Annotated in this window: 19 protein-coding genes; 10 read left to right on the top strand and 9 right to left on the bottom strand. The window is 70.4% G+C overall.

Annotation, left to right across the window (positions count from 1 at the left end):
• The first annotated feature begins 29 nt into the window (after positions 1 to 29).
• The 4 genes from phnD to phnE (H2041_RS17000) are packed head-to-tail and all read left to right on the top strand — an operon-like array spanning position 30 to position 3527.
• The gene (gene phnD, locus H2041_RS17015; protein WP_293414757.1) at positions 30 to 974 is read left to right on the top strand and encodes a phosphate/phosphite/phosphonate ABC transporter substrate-binding protein; all 945 of its coding nucleotides are present in this window, start codon (positions 30 to 32) and stop codon (positions 972 to 974) included.
• Positions 971 to 1828, top strand: coding sequence for a PhnD/SsuA/transferrin family substrate-binding protein (locus H2041_RS17010; RefSeq protein WP_293414756.1), 858 nt, complete (start codon positions 971 to 973; stop codon positions 1826 to 1828). Before phnD ends, H2041_RS17010 begins: the two co-directional genes overlap by 4 nt.
• Positions 1825 to 2706, top strand: coding sequence for a phosphonate ABC transporter, permease protein PhnE (gene phnE / locus H2041_RS17005; RefSeq protein ID WP_293414755.1), 882 nt, complete (start codon positions 1825 to 1827; stop codon positions 2704 to 2706). The genes H2041_RS17010 and phnE (H2041_RS17005) overlap by 4 nt, the downstream gene beginning before the upstream one ends.
• Positions 2706 to 3527 (top strand): phosphonate ABC transporter, permease protein PhnE, encoded by an 822-nt coding sequence (phnE, locus tag H2041_RS17000; RefSeq protein WP_293414753.1) that lies wholly within the window; start codon positions 2706 to 2708, stop codon positions 3525 to 3527. The genes phnE (H2041_RS17005) and phnE (H2041_RS17000) overlap by 1 nt, the downstream gene beginning before the upstream one ends.
• Here phnE (H2041_RS17000) and H2041_RS16995 read toward each other — a convergent pair.
• Positions 3524 to 4405, bottom strand: a complete 882-nt coding sequence (locus tag H2041_RS16995) for a PfkB family carbohydrate kinase (protein ID WP_293414751.1) — start codon at positions 4403 to 4405, stop codon at positions 3524 to 3526. The genes phnE (H2041_RS17000) and H2041_RS16995 overlap by 4 nt on opposite strands.
• A 175-nt stretch (positions 4406 to 4580) precedes the next feature.
• Here H2041_RS16995 and phnC point away from each other — a divergent pair, with 175 nt between their 5' ends.
• The 6 genes from phnC (at position 4581) to H2041_RS16965 (ending at position 8501) form a co-directional block, all read left to right on the top strand.
• Positions 4581 to 5357, top strand: a complete 777-nt coding sequence (gene phnC, locus H2041_RS16990) for a phosphonate ABC transporter ATP-binding protein (RefSeq protein ID WP_293414750.1) — start codon at positions 4581 to 4583, stop codon at positions 5355 to 5357.
• Positions 5357 to 6049: a hypothetical protein gene (locus H2041_RS16985; RefSeq protein ID WP_293414749.1), complete on the top strand. Its 693-nt coding sequence runs from the start codon at positions 5357 to 5359 to the stop codon at positions 6047 to 6049. Before phnC ends, H2041_RS16985 begins: the two co-directional genes overlap by 1 nt.
• A gap of 13 nt (positions 6050 to 6062) precedes the next feature.
• On the top strand, positions 6063 to 6590 hold the full coding sequence (phnN, locus tag H2041_RS16980) for a phosphonate metabolism protein/1,5-bisphosphokinase (PRPP-forming) PhnN (RefSeq protein WP_293414748.1): 528 nt from the start codon (positions 6063 to 6065) through the stop codon (positions 6588 to 6590).
• Between the two features lie 71 nt (positions 6591 to 6661).
• Complete coding sequence (locus H2041_RS16975; protein WP_293414747.1) at positions 6662 to 7636, top strand: sodium-dependent bicarbonate transport family permease; 975 nt, start codon at positions 6662 to 6664, stop codon at positions 7634 to 7636.
• 4 nt (positions 7637 to 7640) lie between these two features.
• On the top strand, positions 7641 to 7949 hold the full coding sequence (locus H2041_RS16970; RefSeq protein ID WP_293414745.1) for a hypothetical protein: 309 nt from the start codon (positions 7641 to 7643) through the stop codon (positions 7947 to 7949).
• Positions 7950 to 8030: 81 nt separating this feature from the next.
• Positions 8031 to 8501: a DUF1203 domain-containing protein gene (locus H2041_RS16965; protein WP_293414743.1), complete on the top strand. Its 471-nt coding sequence runs from the start codon at positions 8031 to 8033 to the stop codon at positions 8499 to 8501.
• Here the strand turns inward: H2041_RS16965 and H2041_RS16960 are convergent.
• The 8 genes from H2041_RS16960 to phnG are packed head-to-tail and all read right to left on the bottom strand — an operon-like array spanning position 8498 to position 14981.
• Positions 8498 to 9208, bottom strand: coding sequence for a DUF1045 domain-containing protein (locus tag H2041_RS16960; protein WP_293414741.1), 711 nt, complete (start codon positions 9206 to 9208; stop codon positions 8498 to 8500). The genes H2041_RS16965 and H2041_RS16960 overlap by 4 nt on opposite strands.
• Positions 9205 to 10347: an alpha-D-ribose 1-methylphosphonate 5-triphosphate diphosphatase gene (locus H2041_RS16955; RefSeq protein WP_293414739.1), complete on the bottom strand. Its 1143-nt coding sequence runs from the start codon at positions 10345 to 10347 to the stop codon at positions 9205 to 9207. Before H2041_RS16955 ends, H2041_RS16960 begins: the two co-directional genes overlap by 4 nt.
• Positions 10348 to 10352: 5 nt before the next feature.
• Positions 10353 to 11057 (bottom strand): phosphonate C-P lyase system protein PhnL, encoded by a 705-nt coding sequence (phnL, locus tag H2041_RS16950; RefSeq protein WP_293414737.1) that lies wholly within the window; start codon positions 11055 to 11057, stop codon positions 10353 to 10355.
• A gap of 4 nt (positions 11058 to 11061) precedes the next feature.
• Positions 11062 to 11859: a phosphonate C-P lyase system protein PhnK gene (phnK, locus tag H2041_RS16945; RefSeq protein WP_293414736.1), complete on the bottom strand. Its 798-nt coding sequence runs from the start codon at positions 11857 to 11859 to the stop codon at positions 11062 to 11064.
• Positions 11856 to 12785: an alpha-D-ribose 1-methylphosphonate 5-phosphate C-P-lyase PhnJ gene (locus H2041_RS16940; RefSeq protein ID WP_293414735.1), complete on the bottom strand. Its 930-nt coding sequence runs from the start codon at positions 12783 to 12785 to the stop codon at positions 11856 to 11858. The genes phnK and H2041_RS16940 overlap by 4 nt, the downstream gene beginning before the upstream one ends.
• On the bottom strand, positions 12782 to 13891 hold the full coding sequence (locus H2041_RS16935; RefSeq protein WP_293414734.1) for a carbon-phosphorus lyase complex subunit PhnI: 1110 nt from the start codon (positions 13889 to 13891) through the stop codon (positions 12782 to 12784). The genes H2041_RS16940 and H2041_RS16935 overlap by 4 nt, the downstream gene beginning before the upstream one ends.
• A 2-nt stretch (positions 13892 to 13893) precedes the next feature.
• The gene (gene phnH, locus H2041_RS16930; protein WP_293414732.1) at positions 13894 to 14511 is read right to left on the bottom strand and encodes a phosphonate C-P lyase system protein PhnH; all 618 of its coding nucleotides are present in this window, start codon (positions 14509 to 14511) and stop codon (positions 13894 to 13896) included.
• Positions 14508 to 14981, bottom strand: coding sequence for a phosphonate C-P lyase system protein PhnG (gene phnG, locus H2041_RS16925; RefSeq protein ID WP_293414730.1), 474 nt, complete (start codon positions 14979 to 14981; stop codon positions 14508 to 14510). The genes phnH and phnG overlap by 4 nt, the downstream gene beginning before the upstream one ends.
• Positions 14982 to 15101: the final 120 nt, after the last annotated feature.

The following is a 15101-nucleotide window of genomic DNA, read 5'->3' as shown; positions in this document are numbered from 1 at the left end:
CGGCGAGGTTCCAGGCGTAGGGGCGAGACATGCGGCTCACCGGCGCGATCCTGGCGATGGCGGGCGTGGCGCTCGCCGGCTGCGGGGGCGAGGCGAAGGTCGCCGACGGCGACTGGCGCGGTCAGATGAAGGAAGTGCGCATGGCGGTGCGCGGGTCGGAGGACGACCCGATGATCACCCGGCGCCTCAACGGCTACAAAACCTATATCGGACGGGCGACCGGCCTGCCGGTGAAGCTGTTCGAGAGCTCCGACTACAACGGCACGATCCAGGCGCTCTCCAGCGGGCAGGTCGACATCGCCACCATGGCGGGCGGCAGCTACGCCAATGTGGACGCCCAGATCGGCGAACTCGCCGCGCCGATCCTCACCGTCCGCCAGGCCGAGGGGGAGACCGGCTACTATTCCGCCCTGCTGGTGAAGGCCGACAGCCCCTACCGGTCCATCCAGGACCTGAAGGGCCGCACCCTCGGCTATGTCGATTTCAACTCGACATCGGGCTACCTCTTCCCCCGCTCGGTGATGCGCGATCAGGGCATCGATCCGGACGCCTTCTTCGGCAAGTCGAGCTTCGCCGGCGGCCACACCCAGGCGGTCATGGCCCTGGAGAACGGCCAGTTCGACGCCACCATCATCCAGGCGGGCGGCGGCGATCCGGAGCACGGTTTCACGACCGGCGCGCATTACACCATGGCCCGGCGCGGCCTGGTCGACCTGGAAGACTTCCGCATCATCTGGACCGCCGGGCCCATCCCCAACACCTCGGTGGTGCTTCGCACCGATCGGCCGCAGCCCTTCATCGACGCGGTGCGGGGCGCGATGGCGGCCCTGCCGTACGACGATCCCGACACCTGGCGCGACATCGGCCAGCCGGACGGCGCCACCTTCACGGCCGTGACGCGGGACCACTACGCCAAGATCATCCAGTTGCGGGCGGAAGACATCGCCGCGCGCCGCAATGGGGCCCGCCCGTGAAGCGTCTGCTGCTCGCAATCGCCGCGCTGCTGGCCAGCGCCGCTCAGGCCCAGACGCCGGGCGCGCCGCTGCGCATCGCCCAGCTGTCGGAGACGACCGCGCCCTGCCGGCCGCTCGCCGCCGGCGACCCGCCAGGCCAGCGCGCCTATCATCGCCTGCTGGGCGAGCGGCTGGGCGTCACGACTCAGACCTGCGCCTTCGCCGACCGCGCCGCCGCCGCCCAGGCCCTGGCCCGGGGGCAGGTGGACATCGCCGTGCTGGATGGCGAGGCCTATCGGCCGGTGGCCGGAGAGGTCCGCGCCGTCATGACGGTTCGCCCGCGCGGCCAGCTGACGCGCCTGCCGATCGTGCTTTCGGTGGCGAAGGATTCGCCGGCCCGGACCCTCGCCGATCTTCGCGGGGCGGATCTGGTCTTTGGCGGCCGGATGAAGGCGCATCTGGATGCGCCGCGGCGGGCCCTGGCCGACTACGGCGCGCCGGAGAGCTTCTTCGGGGAGGCCCTGGTGGCCGCCGACTACGAGGAGGCCGCGGCGCGCCTGCGCTCGGGCGAGGCTGCGGCCATGGCCCTGCACGCCGGCGCCTGGCAGCGTCTCTGCCGCGGCAACGCGCCCGGAGAGGACCTGTGCGACGACCTTCGGGTCGTGTGGCGCGCTCGTCCGCTCGCGGACCTCGCCCTGGCCGTCCGCAGGGACATGCCCGACGAGCGGCGCTTCCGCCTGATCGGCGTCCATGTGGCCATGCACCTGGAGGCGCCCGAGGCCTTCGCCTGGGCTGCGGCCTTCGTGCCCGAGGCCGAGGAGTTCGAGCCGACAGAGGCCGAGGCCCTGGTCCGTCAGGGCGCAGGCGTCGAATGACCGTCGGCGTGGTCGAGGCGTTCGAGCGCGACCGCCGCCGCCTGCTGATGCGGCAGCGCGCCGAGGCGGCCATCGGCCTGGCCATATTCTCGATCCTGCTGGCGGTGTCGTTCCAGCGCAGTCAGTTCTTCGGCTCCGACCTGGGCGGCGACCCGCTGGGCCGCATCGGCGACTTCCTCGACCGGATGATCCCCGACCTGCGCGCCGAGGCTCTGTTCGAGGGACGGCGCACGCAGGGGTCGCTGGCCTCCTGGTTCTACGCCCTGCCGCTCTGGCTGCGGGCCGCGTGGCAGACGGTGGAGATGGCGATCCTGGCGACCGGCTTCGGGGCCGTGCTGGCGCTCTTCGCCTCGTTCCTGGCCGCGCAGAACCTCATGCCCTTCGCCCCGGTCCGCTTCATCGTGCGGCGGGCCCTGGAGGCGATCCGGACCCTGCCCGACCTGATCATGGCCCTGATCCTGGTGGCGGCCTTCGGCGTCGGGCCGCTGGCTGGCGTGCTGACCCTGGCCATCTCCACGCTCGGAGGCCTCGGAAAGCTTTTCGCCGAGATCAACGAGGAGATCGATCCGCGCCAGCTCGAGGCCCTCACCGCCAGCGGCGCAGGCCCGGTGAAGAAGATCCGCTACGGCGTCCTGCCCCAGGTGCTGCCCAACTACGCCTCCTATGCGCTGATCCGGCTGGAAGGGAATCTGGCCGGCGCGGCGGCGCTCGGCATCGTCGGGGCAGGGGGCATCGGGCTCGAGCTGCAGCGGGCGATCACCTACACCGAGTTCGACACCTACCTGGCCATCCTGATGATCATCATCGGCATGATCTTCGTCATCGACCTGGTCTCCGAGGCCGTGCGGCATCGGCTGATCGGGCTGGAGAAGGCGTGATGGCCGGCGCGACCGTCGAACAGGCCCGGGCGATCGCGCCGGAAGTGCTGCGCCCCGCCTGGCGGCGCCGCGCGAGGGGGCTGGTCTTCACGGTCGCGGCCCTGGCCGCCTTCCTGGCCATGGCGATCGATCTGCAGCTCGCGCCCGGGGCCTTCATGTCGGGCTTCGGCAAGCTCGGCCGGTTCCTCGGCGAGATGGTCCCGCCCAGCTCGGGCGGGCAGTTCGTCCGGATACTGAAGGCTCTGGCCGAGACCTTCGCCATGGCCTTCGCCGGGACGGCGATCGCGGCCCTGGTCGCCCTGCCGCTGGGCGTGCTTGGGGCCAAGACGGTCGTCTCCCACGGCGTGCTCCACTTCCTTTTCCGGCGCTTCCTGGATGTGTTCCGCGGGGTGCCTGCGCTCGTCTGGGCGCTGATCCTGGTCTCCGCCTTCGGGCTCGGCCCCTTCGCCGGCGTGGTGGCCCTGGCGCTGGCCGACATCCCGAACCTCGCCAAGCTGTTCTCGGAAGCCCTGGAAAACACCGACGGCAGGCCGCTGGAAGGCGTCCGCTCGGCCGGCGCCTCGCCGCTGAACGTCATGCGCTACGGTCTGGCGCCGCAGTTCGCGCCCGTGGCCACCAGCCAGACCCTGTTCTTTCTGGAGGGCAACTTCCGCAATGCCGGCGTGCTCGGCATCGTCGGCGCGGGCGGGGTGGGCTTCGAGCTGGAGGAGCGGATCCGCATCTTCGCCTTCGACCAGGCCGCCTTCATCATCCTGCTCTACATGGTCGCGGTCGCCGCCCTGGACAGCCTCTCGCGCTGGCTGCGCAACCGCCTGGCCTAGTCGCCGGTCGGGTAGGGCCGATAGAGTCCGGCCGGCGCGTCGACCGGGGCGGAACTGGCCAGCTCCACCGTCGCCGCGCCCCAGGCGCTGGCGTGCGCCAGAGCCGCCTCCATCGCCGCGCCGGCGCGCAGCGCGTCCAGAAGGCCGGCGGCGAAGACATCGCCGGCTCCGGTGGAATCCAGGGCCCGCGCAGGCGGCGGCGCGGCGAACAGCTCGTTGCGTCCGTCATGGGCGCGTGCGCCGTCCGCCCCATAGGTGACCACGACCCAGGTGAGGCGCGGGCCGAGGGCCGCCCGCGCGGCCTCGAAGGGTGCGGCGAGAATGCCCCGCGGAAGATCGTCGGCCGAACAGACGACGACATCGGCTGGGCCGTCATAGCCGGGCGCCGGCCAGTGCAGCACCACGGGGCCGGCGGAGCGCGCCGCCCAGGCCGCGGCGCCCGGATAGGGCGTGCGCACATAGACGCCCTCCGGCGTCAGGTCGGACCGCTGGTCCGGAGTAGGGAGAGGCGGCGGCGCGGGCAGGGGGCTCGCCGCATCCAGGCCCATGACCACCCGCTCGCCGTCAGGATCGATCAGGAGGAGCGTCATGCGGCTCTCGCCGGCCCGGCGGACCACCAGGTCGACGTCCAGGCCAGCCTCCCGGGCGCGGGCGAGGACGTCGTCGCCGCCGGCGTCCGCCGCGACCGCGCTGGCCACGGCCACCCGATGTCCGGCCTTGCGCAACGCCACCCCGGCATTGGCCGCGCCGCCGCCGAGCCTTGGCTCAAGCCGTCCGCCCAGGGTGCGGCCGATCACGCGGCCGCCGCGCTGAATCGGCGCCGAGAGCCAGACCGGCCGGTCCAGGGCCAGGGCGCCGATCACCAGGAATTCCGCCACGGGTCACCTCCGCGCAGCTAGCTAGGCGACCGCCGTGACGGCGGCGAGACAGCGCGGGTGCGCCTCTGCGACAAATCCCTTGTTGGTTCAGGACCTTGCCGGAATTTGCGTCACGTCCGGGTCACCGCTTGCCCCTAGGCTTCCAGGATCGAGCCAAGCGGGACCTGGAGGCAGGATGCTGGAGCTGCGCGACGTGACCAAGCGGTTTGGGGAGGTCAGCGCCGTCGACGGCGTCTCCCTGCGCTGCGACCGCGGGGAATTCATCGGAATCATCGGCCGCTCCGGGGCCGGCAAGTCCACCCTGCTGCGCCTTATCAATCGTCTCGCCGAGCCCAGCTCCGGTCAGCTGCTCTGGGACGGACAGGATGTCGGCGCCCTGAAGGGCCGTCCCCTGCGCCAGTGGCGCCGCCGCTGCGCCATGATCTTCCAGCAGTTCAACCTGTGTCCGCGGCTGGACGTCGTGACGAACGTCCTGGTCGGCGTGCTAGCTGAGCGTCCGCTTTCCACCTCGCTCCTGAAGATCTTCCCGGCCGAGGATCGCGCCCGCGCCATTCTCGAGCTCGACCGCCTCGACATGGCGCAGGCTGCGCTGCAACGCGCCGCCACCCTGTCCGGGGGCCAGCAGCAGCGGGTCGCGATCGCCCGGGCCATGCTGCAGGAGCCCGACATCCTGCTGGCCGACGAGCCCGTCGCCTCCCTCGATCCGATCAACGCCGAGGTGGTGATGGACGCCCTCCAGGACGTCTGCCGCCAGCGAGGCATTCCCGTGATCGTCAATCTTCACAGTCTGGATATCGCCCGCCGCTACTGCACGCGGGTCATCGGCATGTCCAAGGGCAAGGTGGTCTATGACGGCGCGCCCTCGGGCCTGACGCCCGAGGTGGTGGACCGGATCTACGGCTCGCGGAACGGCCGGCAGGGCTTTGCGACCCCGGTGGTGGCCGCCGCCTGATGAGTCTGAAGCTTTCCACCCGGCCGCTGGAGCCGGGCTACCGGTACTTCGAGCGTTTCGTTCCCCCGGCCGAGCCCGCGGGCCGGCCCAAGGGGCCCGAGCCGCACATCAGCGCCGAGGCGCAGGTCCACGACAGCATCCTCGGCCCCTGGTGCCGGGTCGGCGCGCGCACCAGCCTGTCCGAGACGGCGATGGGCGCCTACAGCTACATCGTCAACGATTCCAGCGCCGCCTATGCGGAGATCGGCAAGTTCTGCTCGATCGCCCGCGACGTGCGGATCAATCCGGGCAACCATCCCACCTGGAAGGCGGCGCAGCATCACTTCAGCTACCGCGCCGTGTCCTACGAGATGGGCGAGAGCGACGACGAGGACTTCTTCGAGTGGCGCCGCTCTCATCGGGTGACCCTCGGCCACGACGTCTGGCTGGGCCACGGGGTCACCATCCTGCCGGGCGTGACCGTCGGCACGGGCTCGGTCGTCGGCGCCGGCGCCGTCGTCTCGAAGGACGTGGCGCCCTTCACCATTGTGGGCGGCGTGCCGTCCAAGCCGATCCGAGAGCGCTTCCCCAAGGCGGTGCAGGACGGCATCCTCGCCATCGCCTGGTGGGACTGGGAACATGAACGGCTCGCCGACGCCCTTGCAGACTTCCGCGCCCTCGACGCCGACGCCTTCGTCGAGAAGTACGTCTGAGGCGGGGCTCCTTGTGCTGGTCGTCGGCCCGTCCGGCGTCGGCAAGGACACCCTGATGGACGGCGCCCGCGCAGCCCTGGCCGACGATCCCAGGGTTGTTTTCGTCCGCCGTGAGATCACCCGTCCGGCCGAGGCCGGCGGCGAGGATCATCTCGAGGTCGACGAGACGGAGTTCGGTCGGCGGGAGGCGGCCGGGGACTACGCCCTCTCATGGCGCGCCCATGGTCTCTGCTACGGAGTCCCCGCCGACATCCTCCCCCAACTGGCGGCCGGCCGACGGGTGGTGGCCAACGTCTCCCGCGGCGTCTTGGACGAGGCTCGCCGCAGATTCGGCGCGATGCGGGTGATCTCGGTCACCGCGCCGCCGGAGGATCTGCGGCGGCGCCTGCAGTCGCGCGGCCGGGAGACCGCAGCCGAGATCGCCGACCGCATCGCCCGGGCGAGCGCCTACAGCGTGGTGGGGGACGATGTCGTGGAGTTATCCAACGGCGGGTCACGAGAAGCCGGCGTAATGGCTATGATAAGGGCCATCACGACCTGATCCTTTGGGCTGATCCTGAGGCGCGGCTCTGATAGCAGGGCGCGCCTCCCGCCGCTTTCGGATACTCGCCCGTGGTCGACTCGCTCCAGCCCGCCCTGACGAACCTGCTCACGCCGGCCATCCTCTTCTTCCTGCTCGGTTTCGGCGCGGGCTGGTTCAAGTCGGATCTCGCCGTGCCCGAAGGCGCGGCCAAGACGCTGGCGCTGGTCCTGATGCTCTCCATCGGCTTCAAGGGCGGGGTCGAGGCCGCGCGGGCGGGCCTCAGCGCCGACTTCATGAGGGCCGCGGGCCTTGGCCTTGCGCTGAGCTTCGGCATCCCCGTCATCGCCTTCGGCGTGCTGCGGCTCATCAGCCGCCTCGATCGGACGACGGCGGCCGCCACGGCGGCCCACTACGGATCGGTCTCCATCGTCACCTTCGTGGCCGGGACGGAGTTCCTCAGGGTCAGCGGCGTGCCCTTCGGCGGCTACATGGTCGCGGTCGTGGCCTTGATGGAGACGCCGGCCATCCTGTCGGCCCTGATCCTGGCCGGCGGCGGGGCGCCCGGCCGCCAGGGGCTGCGGAGCGAGCTGTTTCGCGAGGTCGCGCTCAACGGCTCGGTGGTGCTCCTGATCGGCGCCTTCCTCGTCGGCCTGCTGACCGGCGACGCCGGCATGGCCAAGATGGAGGTCTTCGTCGGACCGGTCTTCCAGGGCGTGCTGGTGCTCTTCCTGCTCGACATGGGCCTCGTCGCCGCGCGACGGCTCAGCGCCGCCCGGTCGCTGACCTTGCCGCTGGTGGGCTTCGCCCTGGTCATGCCGCTCGTGTCTTCGGCCCTGGCCCTGACTCTGGCGCTGATCCTCGGACTGGCCCCCGGCAATGCGGCCGTGCTGGCGATCCTGGCCGCCAGCGCCTCCTATATCGCCGTGCCTGCGGCCATGCGCATCGCGCTTCCGGACGCCGATCCCGGGGTCTATCTGACGCTCTCCCTGGCCGTGACCTTCCCCTTCAACCTCGTCTTCGGCGTTCCGCTCTACGCCGCCGCGGCGCAGGCCTTCATCGGGTGAGCCCATGCAACTGACGCGACGCAAGAAGCTGGAGATCGTGATTGAAGCGCCGGTGCTGAGGCGGGTGGAGGCCTTCCTGAGCGAGGCCGGCGTGCGTGGCTGGACCGTCCTGCCGAGCCTGGCCGGCGCGGGCGACAGCGGGGAATGGCGCAGCGGCGACTTCACGCCGGGCCAGGAAAAGCGCCTGATCCTGGCGCTCGTCTCCAGCGAGGCGGCCGAAAAGGTGCTGGCGCGCCTGGCCGACTTCTTCGCCGACTATCCCGGGGTGGTCGCGGTGTCTGATGTGGAAGTGCTGCGCGGCGAGAAGTTCTAGCGACAATCGGCGCTGTAATCGTCTGGCCACATCGGCGGGCGGCTCCAGGCGCGGCAGTCTTCGAAAAAACGGAGACCTGCTATGGCCTATCTCGTTCGCGGCCTGGACAGCCGACTGTTCCAGCCCCTCTTCGGGCTCAGCGACGCCGAGCTCACCGCCCGAGGCGTCGTCCGCCAGGAGGTGGACGCGCCTGTCGGCTATCCCTGCCGGATCAGCCTCGCGGACGCGCCTGCGGGGGCCACGGTCCTGCTGCTGAACCATGTCCACCAGCCGGCGGACACGCCCTATCGCGCCAGCCACGCCATCTTCGTGGAGGAGGGGGTGATCGAGACGGCGGAGGTGAGGGACGAGATCCCGCCCGTTCTTTCCCGCCGGCCGTTCATCTCCCTGCGCGCCTTCGATGCGCAGGGGATGATGGTCGATGCGGACCTCTGTCCAGGCGCTGATCTGGATGCGCCGGTCCGGCGCCTGCTCGGCCTGCCTGGCGTCGCCTATCTGCAGGCGCACTTCGCCGCACGCGGCTGCTATGCCGCGCGCATAGAACGCGCCTAGGCCGGGCTCGCCGCCGCCTGAGCCGAGAAGCCGAAACGCTGCATCACCTCGAAGGGGGCGTCACGATCGGCTTGGCGGTAGATGGCGACGCCGTCGAAGCGATGCGGTCCGCTGACATAGGCGAAGAGCTGGCGCAGAGCGTCCAGCACGCGCTCACGCAGGGAATCGTCGTCGATCCTGTTGGTCAGCGTCATGTGGAAGCGGAAGTCTTCGAAGATGTAGGGATAGCCCCACTGCAGCATGCGCGCGTCCTGGGCGGGCGTCAGGTCCGCCTTGCGCCGCCGGGCGATGTCGAACTCGGAGAGCGGGGCCCGGAAGGGGTCGAATTCCTTCACGCAGGCCGCGGCGAAGGCGCTCATCTCGGGACAGGGCGCGTCCAGCCGGAAAGCCAGGAAGCGCCCCAGCGCCTGCGGCGAGATCGCGGCCGTGAAGGGCGAGCGGCCCTTCGCAAAACCCTCGGCGAAGTCCAGCAACTCGACCTCGCGCCGCCCCTCGGCCAGTTCGAACGGCGCCTTCAGAGTCGCGTGGAAGCCGTAGCCGCGCGGGCTGGCGGTGAGGGCGTCGAGATCGACATCGGCCAGGCCGGGCATGTCCGGGCGTGCGCAACTGGTCTTGCGATGCGGGTCGCGGCCGAGCCAGGCGCAGGCCAGGTTCCAGAGCTGCCCCTGCGGATCGGGCGCGTAGTAGACGGCGTAGCGGGCGCTCATGCCACCCGCGCGCCCTGACGCCAGACCTCGACCGGCGCCGGCCAGCCGCCGCTGCGTCGCGACACGCGGACGAGATCGGCGCGCTGCCCCGCCGCGAGCTCGCCGCGGTCGGTCAGGCCGACGCTGCGCGCGGGGCCGGAGGCGACGGTGGCGATCGCCCGCTGCGGCGTCCAGCCCAGGTCGTCGATCAGCATGAAGGCGGAGCGGATCATGGAGAGCGGCACATAGTCGGAGGCGAGGATGTCGAGCGCGTCGGCCTGGGCGGCCTCGCGCGCCGACAGATTGCCCGAATGCGAGCCGCCGCGCACGAAGTTCGGCGCGCCCATGGCGACGAACATGCCGTATTCGCGCGCCTTGCGGGCGGCGGGCAACGTCACCGGAAACTCGGCGATGACGCAGCCGTCGTCCTGCGCCTCGTCGACATGTTCCAGCGTCTCGTCGTCGTGGGCGGCCAGCGGCAGGCCGTACTCGCGGGCGAAGGCCACCACCTTGCGGCGGTTGTCATAGGCGACGCCGGGATCGCGGCCGGCGTGACGGCGGGCCATGATCTCCTCGATCTCCTCGGCCGAACGGCCGGCGGCGACCAGGCGCTCGTGCATCCGTTCGACGTTCGCCGTCTGACGCTGGCCCGGCGTGTGGTCCATGATCGACAGCAGCTTGAGCCGCGGATTGTCGGCGTGCGGCTCCAGGAGGTTGAGCAGCTCCGGATTGGTCACCTCGCAGCGCAGGTGCAGCAGGTGATCGGCGCGCAGGGCGCCGTCCTTCTGCGCCTGGTCCACGCCGGCGATCATGGGCCCGAGCGCGTCCTTCCGGTCCAGTCCGTCCTTGCGGCCGTGCAGGCTGAGCGAGTCGAAGACCGTGGTGATCCCCGCCGTCACGCACTGGCCGTCGTGGGCCAGCGCCGCGCCATAGGCGTCCCAAAGGGCGCCGGGCCTCGGCTGATAGTGCTTTTCCAGATTGTCGGTGTGGATATCCACCAGCCCCGGGATCAGCACGTCGCCGCGCCAGTCCAGGGCCGCGGCGGACGGCGCGCTCTTGGGCTCCACGGCGGCGATGGTTTCGCCCCGGACGATCACTTCGGCGGCGATCTGGCCCTCCGGCGTCACCACCTGATCGGAGAAGATGCGGGTCTCGGTCATGGTCCTCAGGCCGCCGCCTTGAATTGGGAGACTTCGAACAGTCGCGTGGCGACCGCGTCGCGGACGTCGTGGTCATGGAAGATGCCGATCATGGCCGCGCCTTCGGAGAGCGCCTCCTGGATCAGGCGGACCACGATCGCGCGGTTCTCCGCGTCCAGCGAGGCCGTCGGCTCGTCCAGCAGCATCACCGGATACTTGCGGATGAAGCTGCGGGCGATGTTCACCCGCTGCTGCTCGCCGCCGGAGAAGGTGGCCGGCGGCAGGTCCCAGTGGGCCTCGGGCAGGCGCAGCGCCGAGAGCAGGGCGCAGGCGCGCTCGCGGGCCTGCGCCTCGGCCACGCCGTTCTCCAGCAGAGGCTCCATGACGAGCTGCAGGGTGGGGATGCGCGGGATGACCCGCAGGAACTGGCTCACATAGCCCAGGGTGCGCCGGCGCACGTCCAGCACCTCGTGCGGGCTGGCCCGGGTGATGTCCACATACTGTCCGTCGTGCAGCACGCGCACCGCGCCCTGGGTGGGCAGGTAGTTGCCGAAGATGGAGCGCATCAGGGTGGACTTGCCCACGCCCGACTCCCCGGCGAGCACGACGCATTCGCCGCCGGCCACCTCCAGCTTCAGGTCCTGGAAGACCGGGATGACGGCGGACTCGGCGTTGTGGAGGACGAAGGTCTTGGCCAGGTCCTCGACGATGATCAGCGGCTGGTCGGTCATGGCTCTAGATCTGCAGGACGGAGGAGACGAGGAGCTGGGTGTAGGGATGCTGGGGATCGTCCAGCACCTGGTCGGTCAGGCCGGTTTCGACCACGAGGCCGCTCTTCATCACCATCAGCCGGTCGGCCATCAGGCGGGCGACGGCCATGTCATGGGTGACGATGATGACGGCCAGGCCGAGGTCTCGGACCAGTTCGCGCAGCAGGTCGAGCAGGCGGGCCTGAACCGAGACGTCCAGGCCGCCGGTGGGCTCGTCCATGAACACCAGGCGGGGGCCGTGGATCAGGTTGCGGGCCACCTGGATGCGCTGCTGCATGCCGCCGGAGAAGTTGCGCGGCTTGTCGTCGATGCGGCGGGTGTCCAGCTCGACGCGATCCAGCCAGTCGATGGTCGCCTGGCGCATTTTGCCGTAGTGGCGCTGGCCGAGATTCATCAGCGGCTCGGCGACATTGGCGCCGCCGGAGACGCGCATGCGCAGGCCGTCGCGCGGGTTCTGGTGCACGAAGCCCCATTCCTCGCGCTGCATCCGCCGACGGTCCGGCTCGGACAGGCCATAGATGTCGGTCAGGCCGAAGCGCCGGGTGTCGAAGCGCACCTGGCCCGAGGTCGGCGTCAGCTTGCCCGACATGCAGTTGAGCAGGGTGGTCTTGCCTGAACCGCTCTCGCCGACCACGCCCAGCACTTCGCCGGGCCGCAGCTCGAAGGAGACGTCGCGGCAGCCCAGCACATGGCCGTACCACTTGGTCAGGCCCTCGACGCTCAGCAGCGGCGCGGGCTGGATGCGTCCGGGAATGGCGTTCATTGGGCAGGTTCCTTGGTCGCGGCGTCCTGGTCCAGCGCATGGCCGGCCATGGGACCGGCGTGGCCGGCTTCGCGGCGTTCGGCGCAGTAGTGGCTGTCGGAGCAGACGAACATCTTGGCCCCGGCGTCGTCGAGGATGACCTCGTCCAGGTAGGAGTCCTCGGCGCCGCAGAGGGCGCAGGTCTCCTCCCAGGTCTGGGTCTCGAAGGGATAGTCCTCGAAATCCAGGCTGCGGACCCGGGTGAAGGGCGGCACCGCATAGATGCGCTTCTCGCGTCCGGCGCCGAACAGCATGATGGCTTCGTTCTGCGCCATCTTCGGATTGTCGAACTTCGGGATGGGCGAGGGCGACATCAGGTAGCGCTCCTCGACCATCACCGGATAGCCGGCCGTGGCGGCGATCCGTCCGTAGGCGGAGACGTTCTCGTAGAGCGAAACGTACTGCAGGCCATACTCCTCGTAGGCGTGCATGGCCCGCGTCTCGGTCTCCCGCGGCTCCAGGCCCCGCAGGGGTTCCGGCTGCGGCACCTGGTAGACCAGCACCTGGCCTTCCTTCAGCGGCTTCTCCGGGATGCGGTGCCGCGTCTGGATGATGGTGGCCTCGCCCGTGTCCTCCGTGGTGGCCACGTCGGCCACCTTGGCGAAGAAGTGACGGATGGAGACGGCGTTGGTGGTGTCGTCGGCGCCCTGGTCGATGCACTTGTAGACGTCGTCCGGGCCGATGATCGCCGCCGTCAGCTGGATGCCGCCCGTGCCCCAGCCGTAGGGCACCGGCATCTCGCGCGAACCGAAGGGCACCTGATAGCCGGGGATGGCCAGGGCCTTCAGGATCGAGCGGCGGATCATCCGCTTCGTCTGTTCGTCCAGATAGGCATAGTTGTAGTAGCGCTCGGGGGCGTTGCCGCGAGCCTCGGGGGCGGTCGTCATTCGGCGGCTTCCTTCAGGGCGGCGCGGCGCTCGAAGTGCTCCTTGCGGAGCCGGCGGATCAGCTGCAGGTCGGCCTGGAAGTCCACGTAGTGCGGCAGCTTCAGGTGCTGCACGAAGCCCGAGGCCTCCACATTGTCGGAGTGGTAGAGGACGAATTCCTCGTCCTGCACCGGCGCATCGGCCTGTTCGCCCACCTCGCGGTGGCGCAGCGCCCGGTCGACGATGGCCATGCTCATCGCCTTGCGCTCGCAGTGGCCGAAGGTCAGGCCATAGCCGCGGGTGTACTGCGGCGGGCGCTCCGCCGAGCCGGCGAAGCCCGACAGCATGGTGCACTCGGTGACCGTCATCTCGCCGATCTCGATGGGGAAGCCCAGCTCGTCGGGCACGAACTCCACGGCCACTTCGCCCATGCGGATCTCGCCGCAGAGCGGATGGGTGGAGCCCCAGCCGCGCTGGGAGGAATAGGCGAGGCTGAGCAGGAAGCCCTCGTCGCCGCGGGCGAGCGCCTGCAGGCGCTGGTCGCGGTCGGCCGGGAACTTCATCGGCTGGCGGGTCAGGTCGTAGGGCTCCTGGTCCTCGGCTGTCCGCTCGTCATGCTCCAGCAGGTCCTCGTGCCGGAACACCGAGGCGATGTTCGGCATCGGATAGGTCTGGGGCTCCTCGGCCTGCGGCGCGGGCGCCGGCGGGGCGACGCCGTCGGCGGCGAGCTGAAAGTCCAGCAGGCGGTGGGTGTAGTCGAAGGTCGGGCCCAGCACCTGGCCGCCCGGAATGTCCTTGAAGGCGGCCGAGACCCGCCGGCGCACGGCCATCTGCTCGGTCTCCACCGGCAGGGTGGCGCCGAAGCGGGGCAGGGTGGTGCGGTAGGCGCGCAGCAGGAAGATGGCTTCCGGCAGGTCGCCGCGGGCCTGCTTGATGGCCAGGGCGGCGAGGTCGCGGTCGTAGCAGGAGCCCTCGCTCATCACCCGGTCGACGGCCAGCGACATCTGCTCGCGGATCTGGGCGACGGTCAGCTCGGGCACGCTCGTATCGCCCCGGCGATCCTCGGCGAGCCACTGGTGGGCGTGGGTGATCGCCTTCTCGCCGCCTTTGACGGACACATAGGCCATGATCAGTCTCCCTTGGTCTGGGCGGAGGTGGTGCGCGGCAGCGCGATCAGCCGGTCGCCGGCGACCAGCATCACGTCGACGCCGAACTGGAACTGCGCCTGGTTGGTCTCGAGCTGCGCCCAGAAGTCGGCCGGCAGGCCTGCGGGCGCGATGTCTGTGGTGGTGCGGATGCCCGGGCCGCTCAGCGTCACCGTCGGACCGCCCTCCAGGGCCTGGACCTGCAGGATCACCGTGGTCGAACGGTCCGGATACTTGGCGTCGCCCTGATTGAAGGCCGAGAGGGCCGGCGCGGCGGCCATGTCGGTCACGATGGCGAAGTCCGCCTGGCCGGCCTCGCCGGTCAGCGGACAGCCGCAGTGGAAGCGCAGCCAGGACTCCGCCTCGGTCTCGCGCAGGGCCGGATCGAGCCAGACCGGCGTCTCGAAATCGAAGAGCGTGAGGGCGACCGCGCCGGCCGCGCGGGAGAGGCCGTGCGGCGCGGCGGCGGCGAAGCCGAGCTGGGCCACGCGGCCGGGCCGGGCGACGGACTCCATCACTTCCCGGAAGACGGCCTGGCTGTCGCGGACCGGGTCGGCGAAGCCCGGCGCGATGCGGCTGAGGTCGAGGGCGGCGGCGGTCATTGCGGGCCTCGCGTGCGGACCATGGTGAAGAAGTCGACCTTGGTGGCAGCTGCCTTGCGGGCGGCGGTCTCGCGCCGCTCCGTCTGGGCCTGGGCGAGCTTGTCGATCACTGCGCCTTCCACCGCGCCGCGCAGGGCGGGGGCCTGCATCATGGCGTCGAGACAGGCCGCCAGTTCGGCGTGCCGGCGATCGCGGCCGGCGACGTAGCCGACTCCGGTCTCGCCGCTCTCCAGGCGGACCGCGGCCCGGGTCACCGTCATCTCGCCCACGTTGAAAGCGTCGCCGGCGCCGCCCATGCGGCCACGGACGAGGACGAGCCCCGTCTCGGGCGCGCGAAGGGCCGAATAGGCCGGACGCTGGGGCAGGGCGTCCCAGGCGGCGGCCACCTCGTCGGGGCGCGCCTTGGCCAGGACGGACAACCAGTGGCGGCGGTCTTCGTTCACCGCAAGCTCGACCGGTTCAACCGGCATATCTCACCTCGACAACCAAGCAAAATGTTGTATTCGTCTTATGTATTGGGTATTCGAAGAGCGAATTCGCGACAACACGGCAAGTATGAAACTTATTTTACAGCAGTAAAACTTGTCTAG

It is taken from the genome of Phenylobacterium sp. (genome assembly GCF_013911965.1).
Taxonomy (GTDB): domain Bacteria; phylum Pseudomonadota; class Alphaproteobacteria; order Caulobacterales; family Caulobacteraceae; genus Phenylobacterium.
The sequence above is the reverse complement of the archived record's forward strand: the minus strand, read 5'-3'. Positions and strand labels throughout refer to the sequence as shown.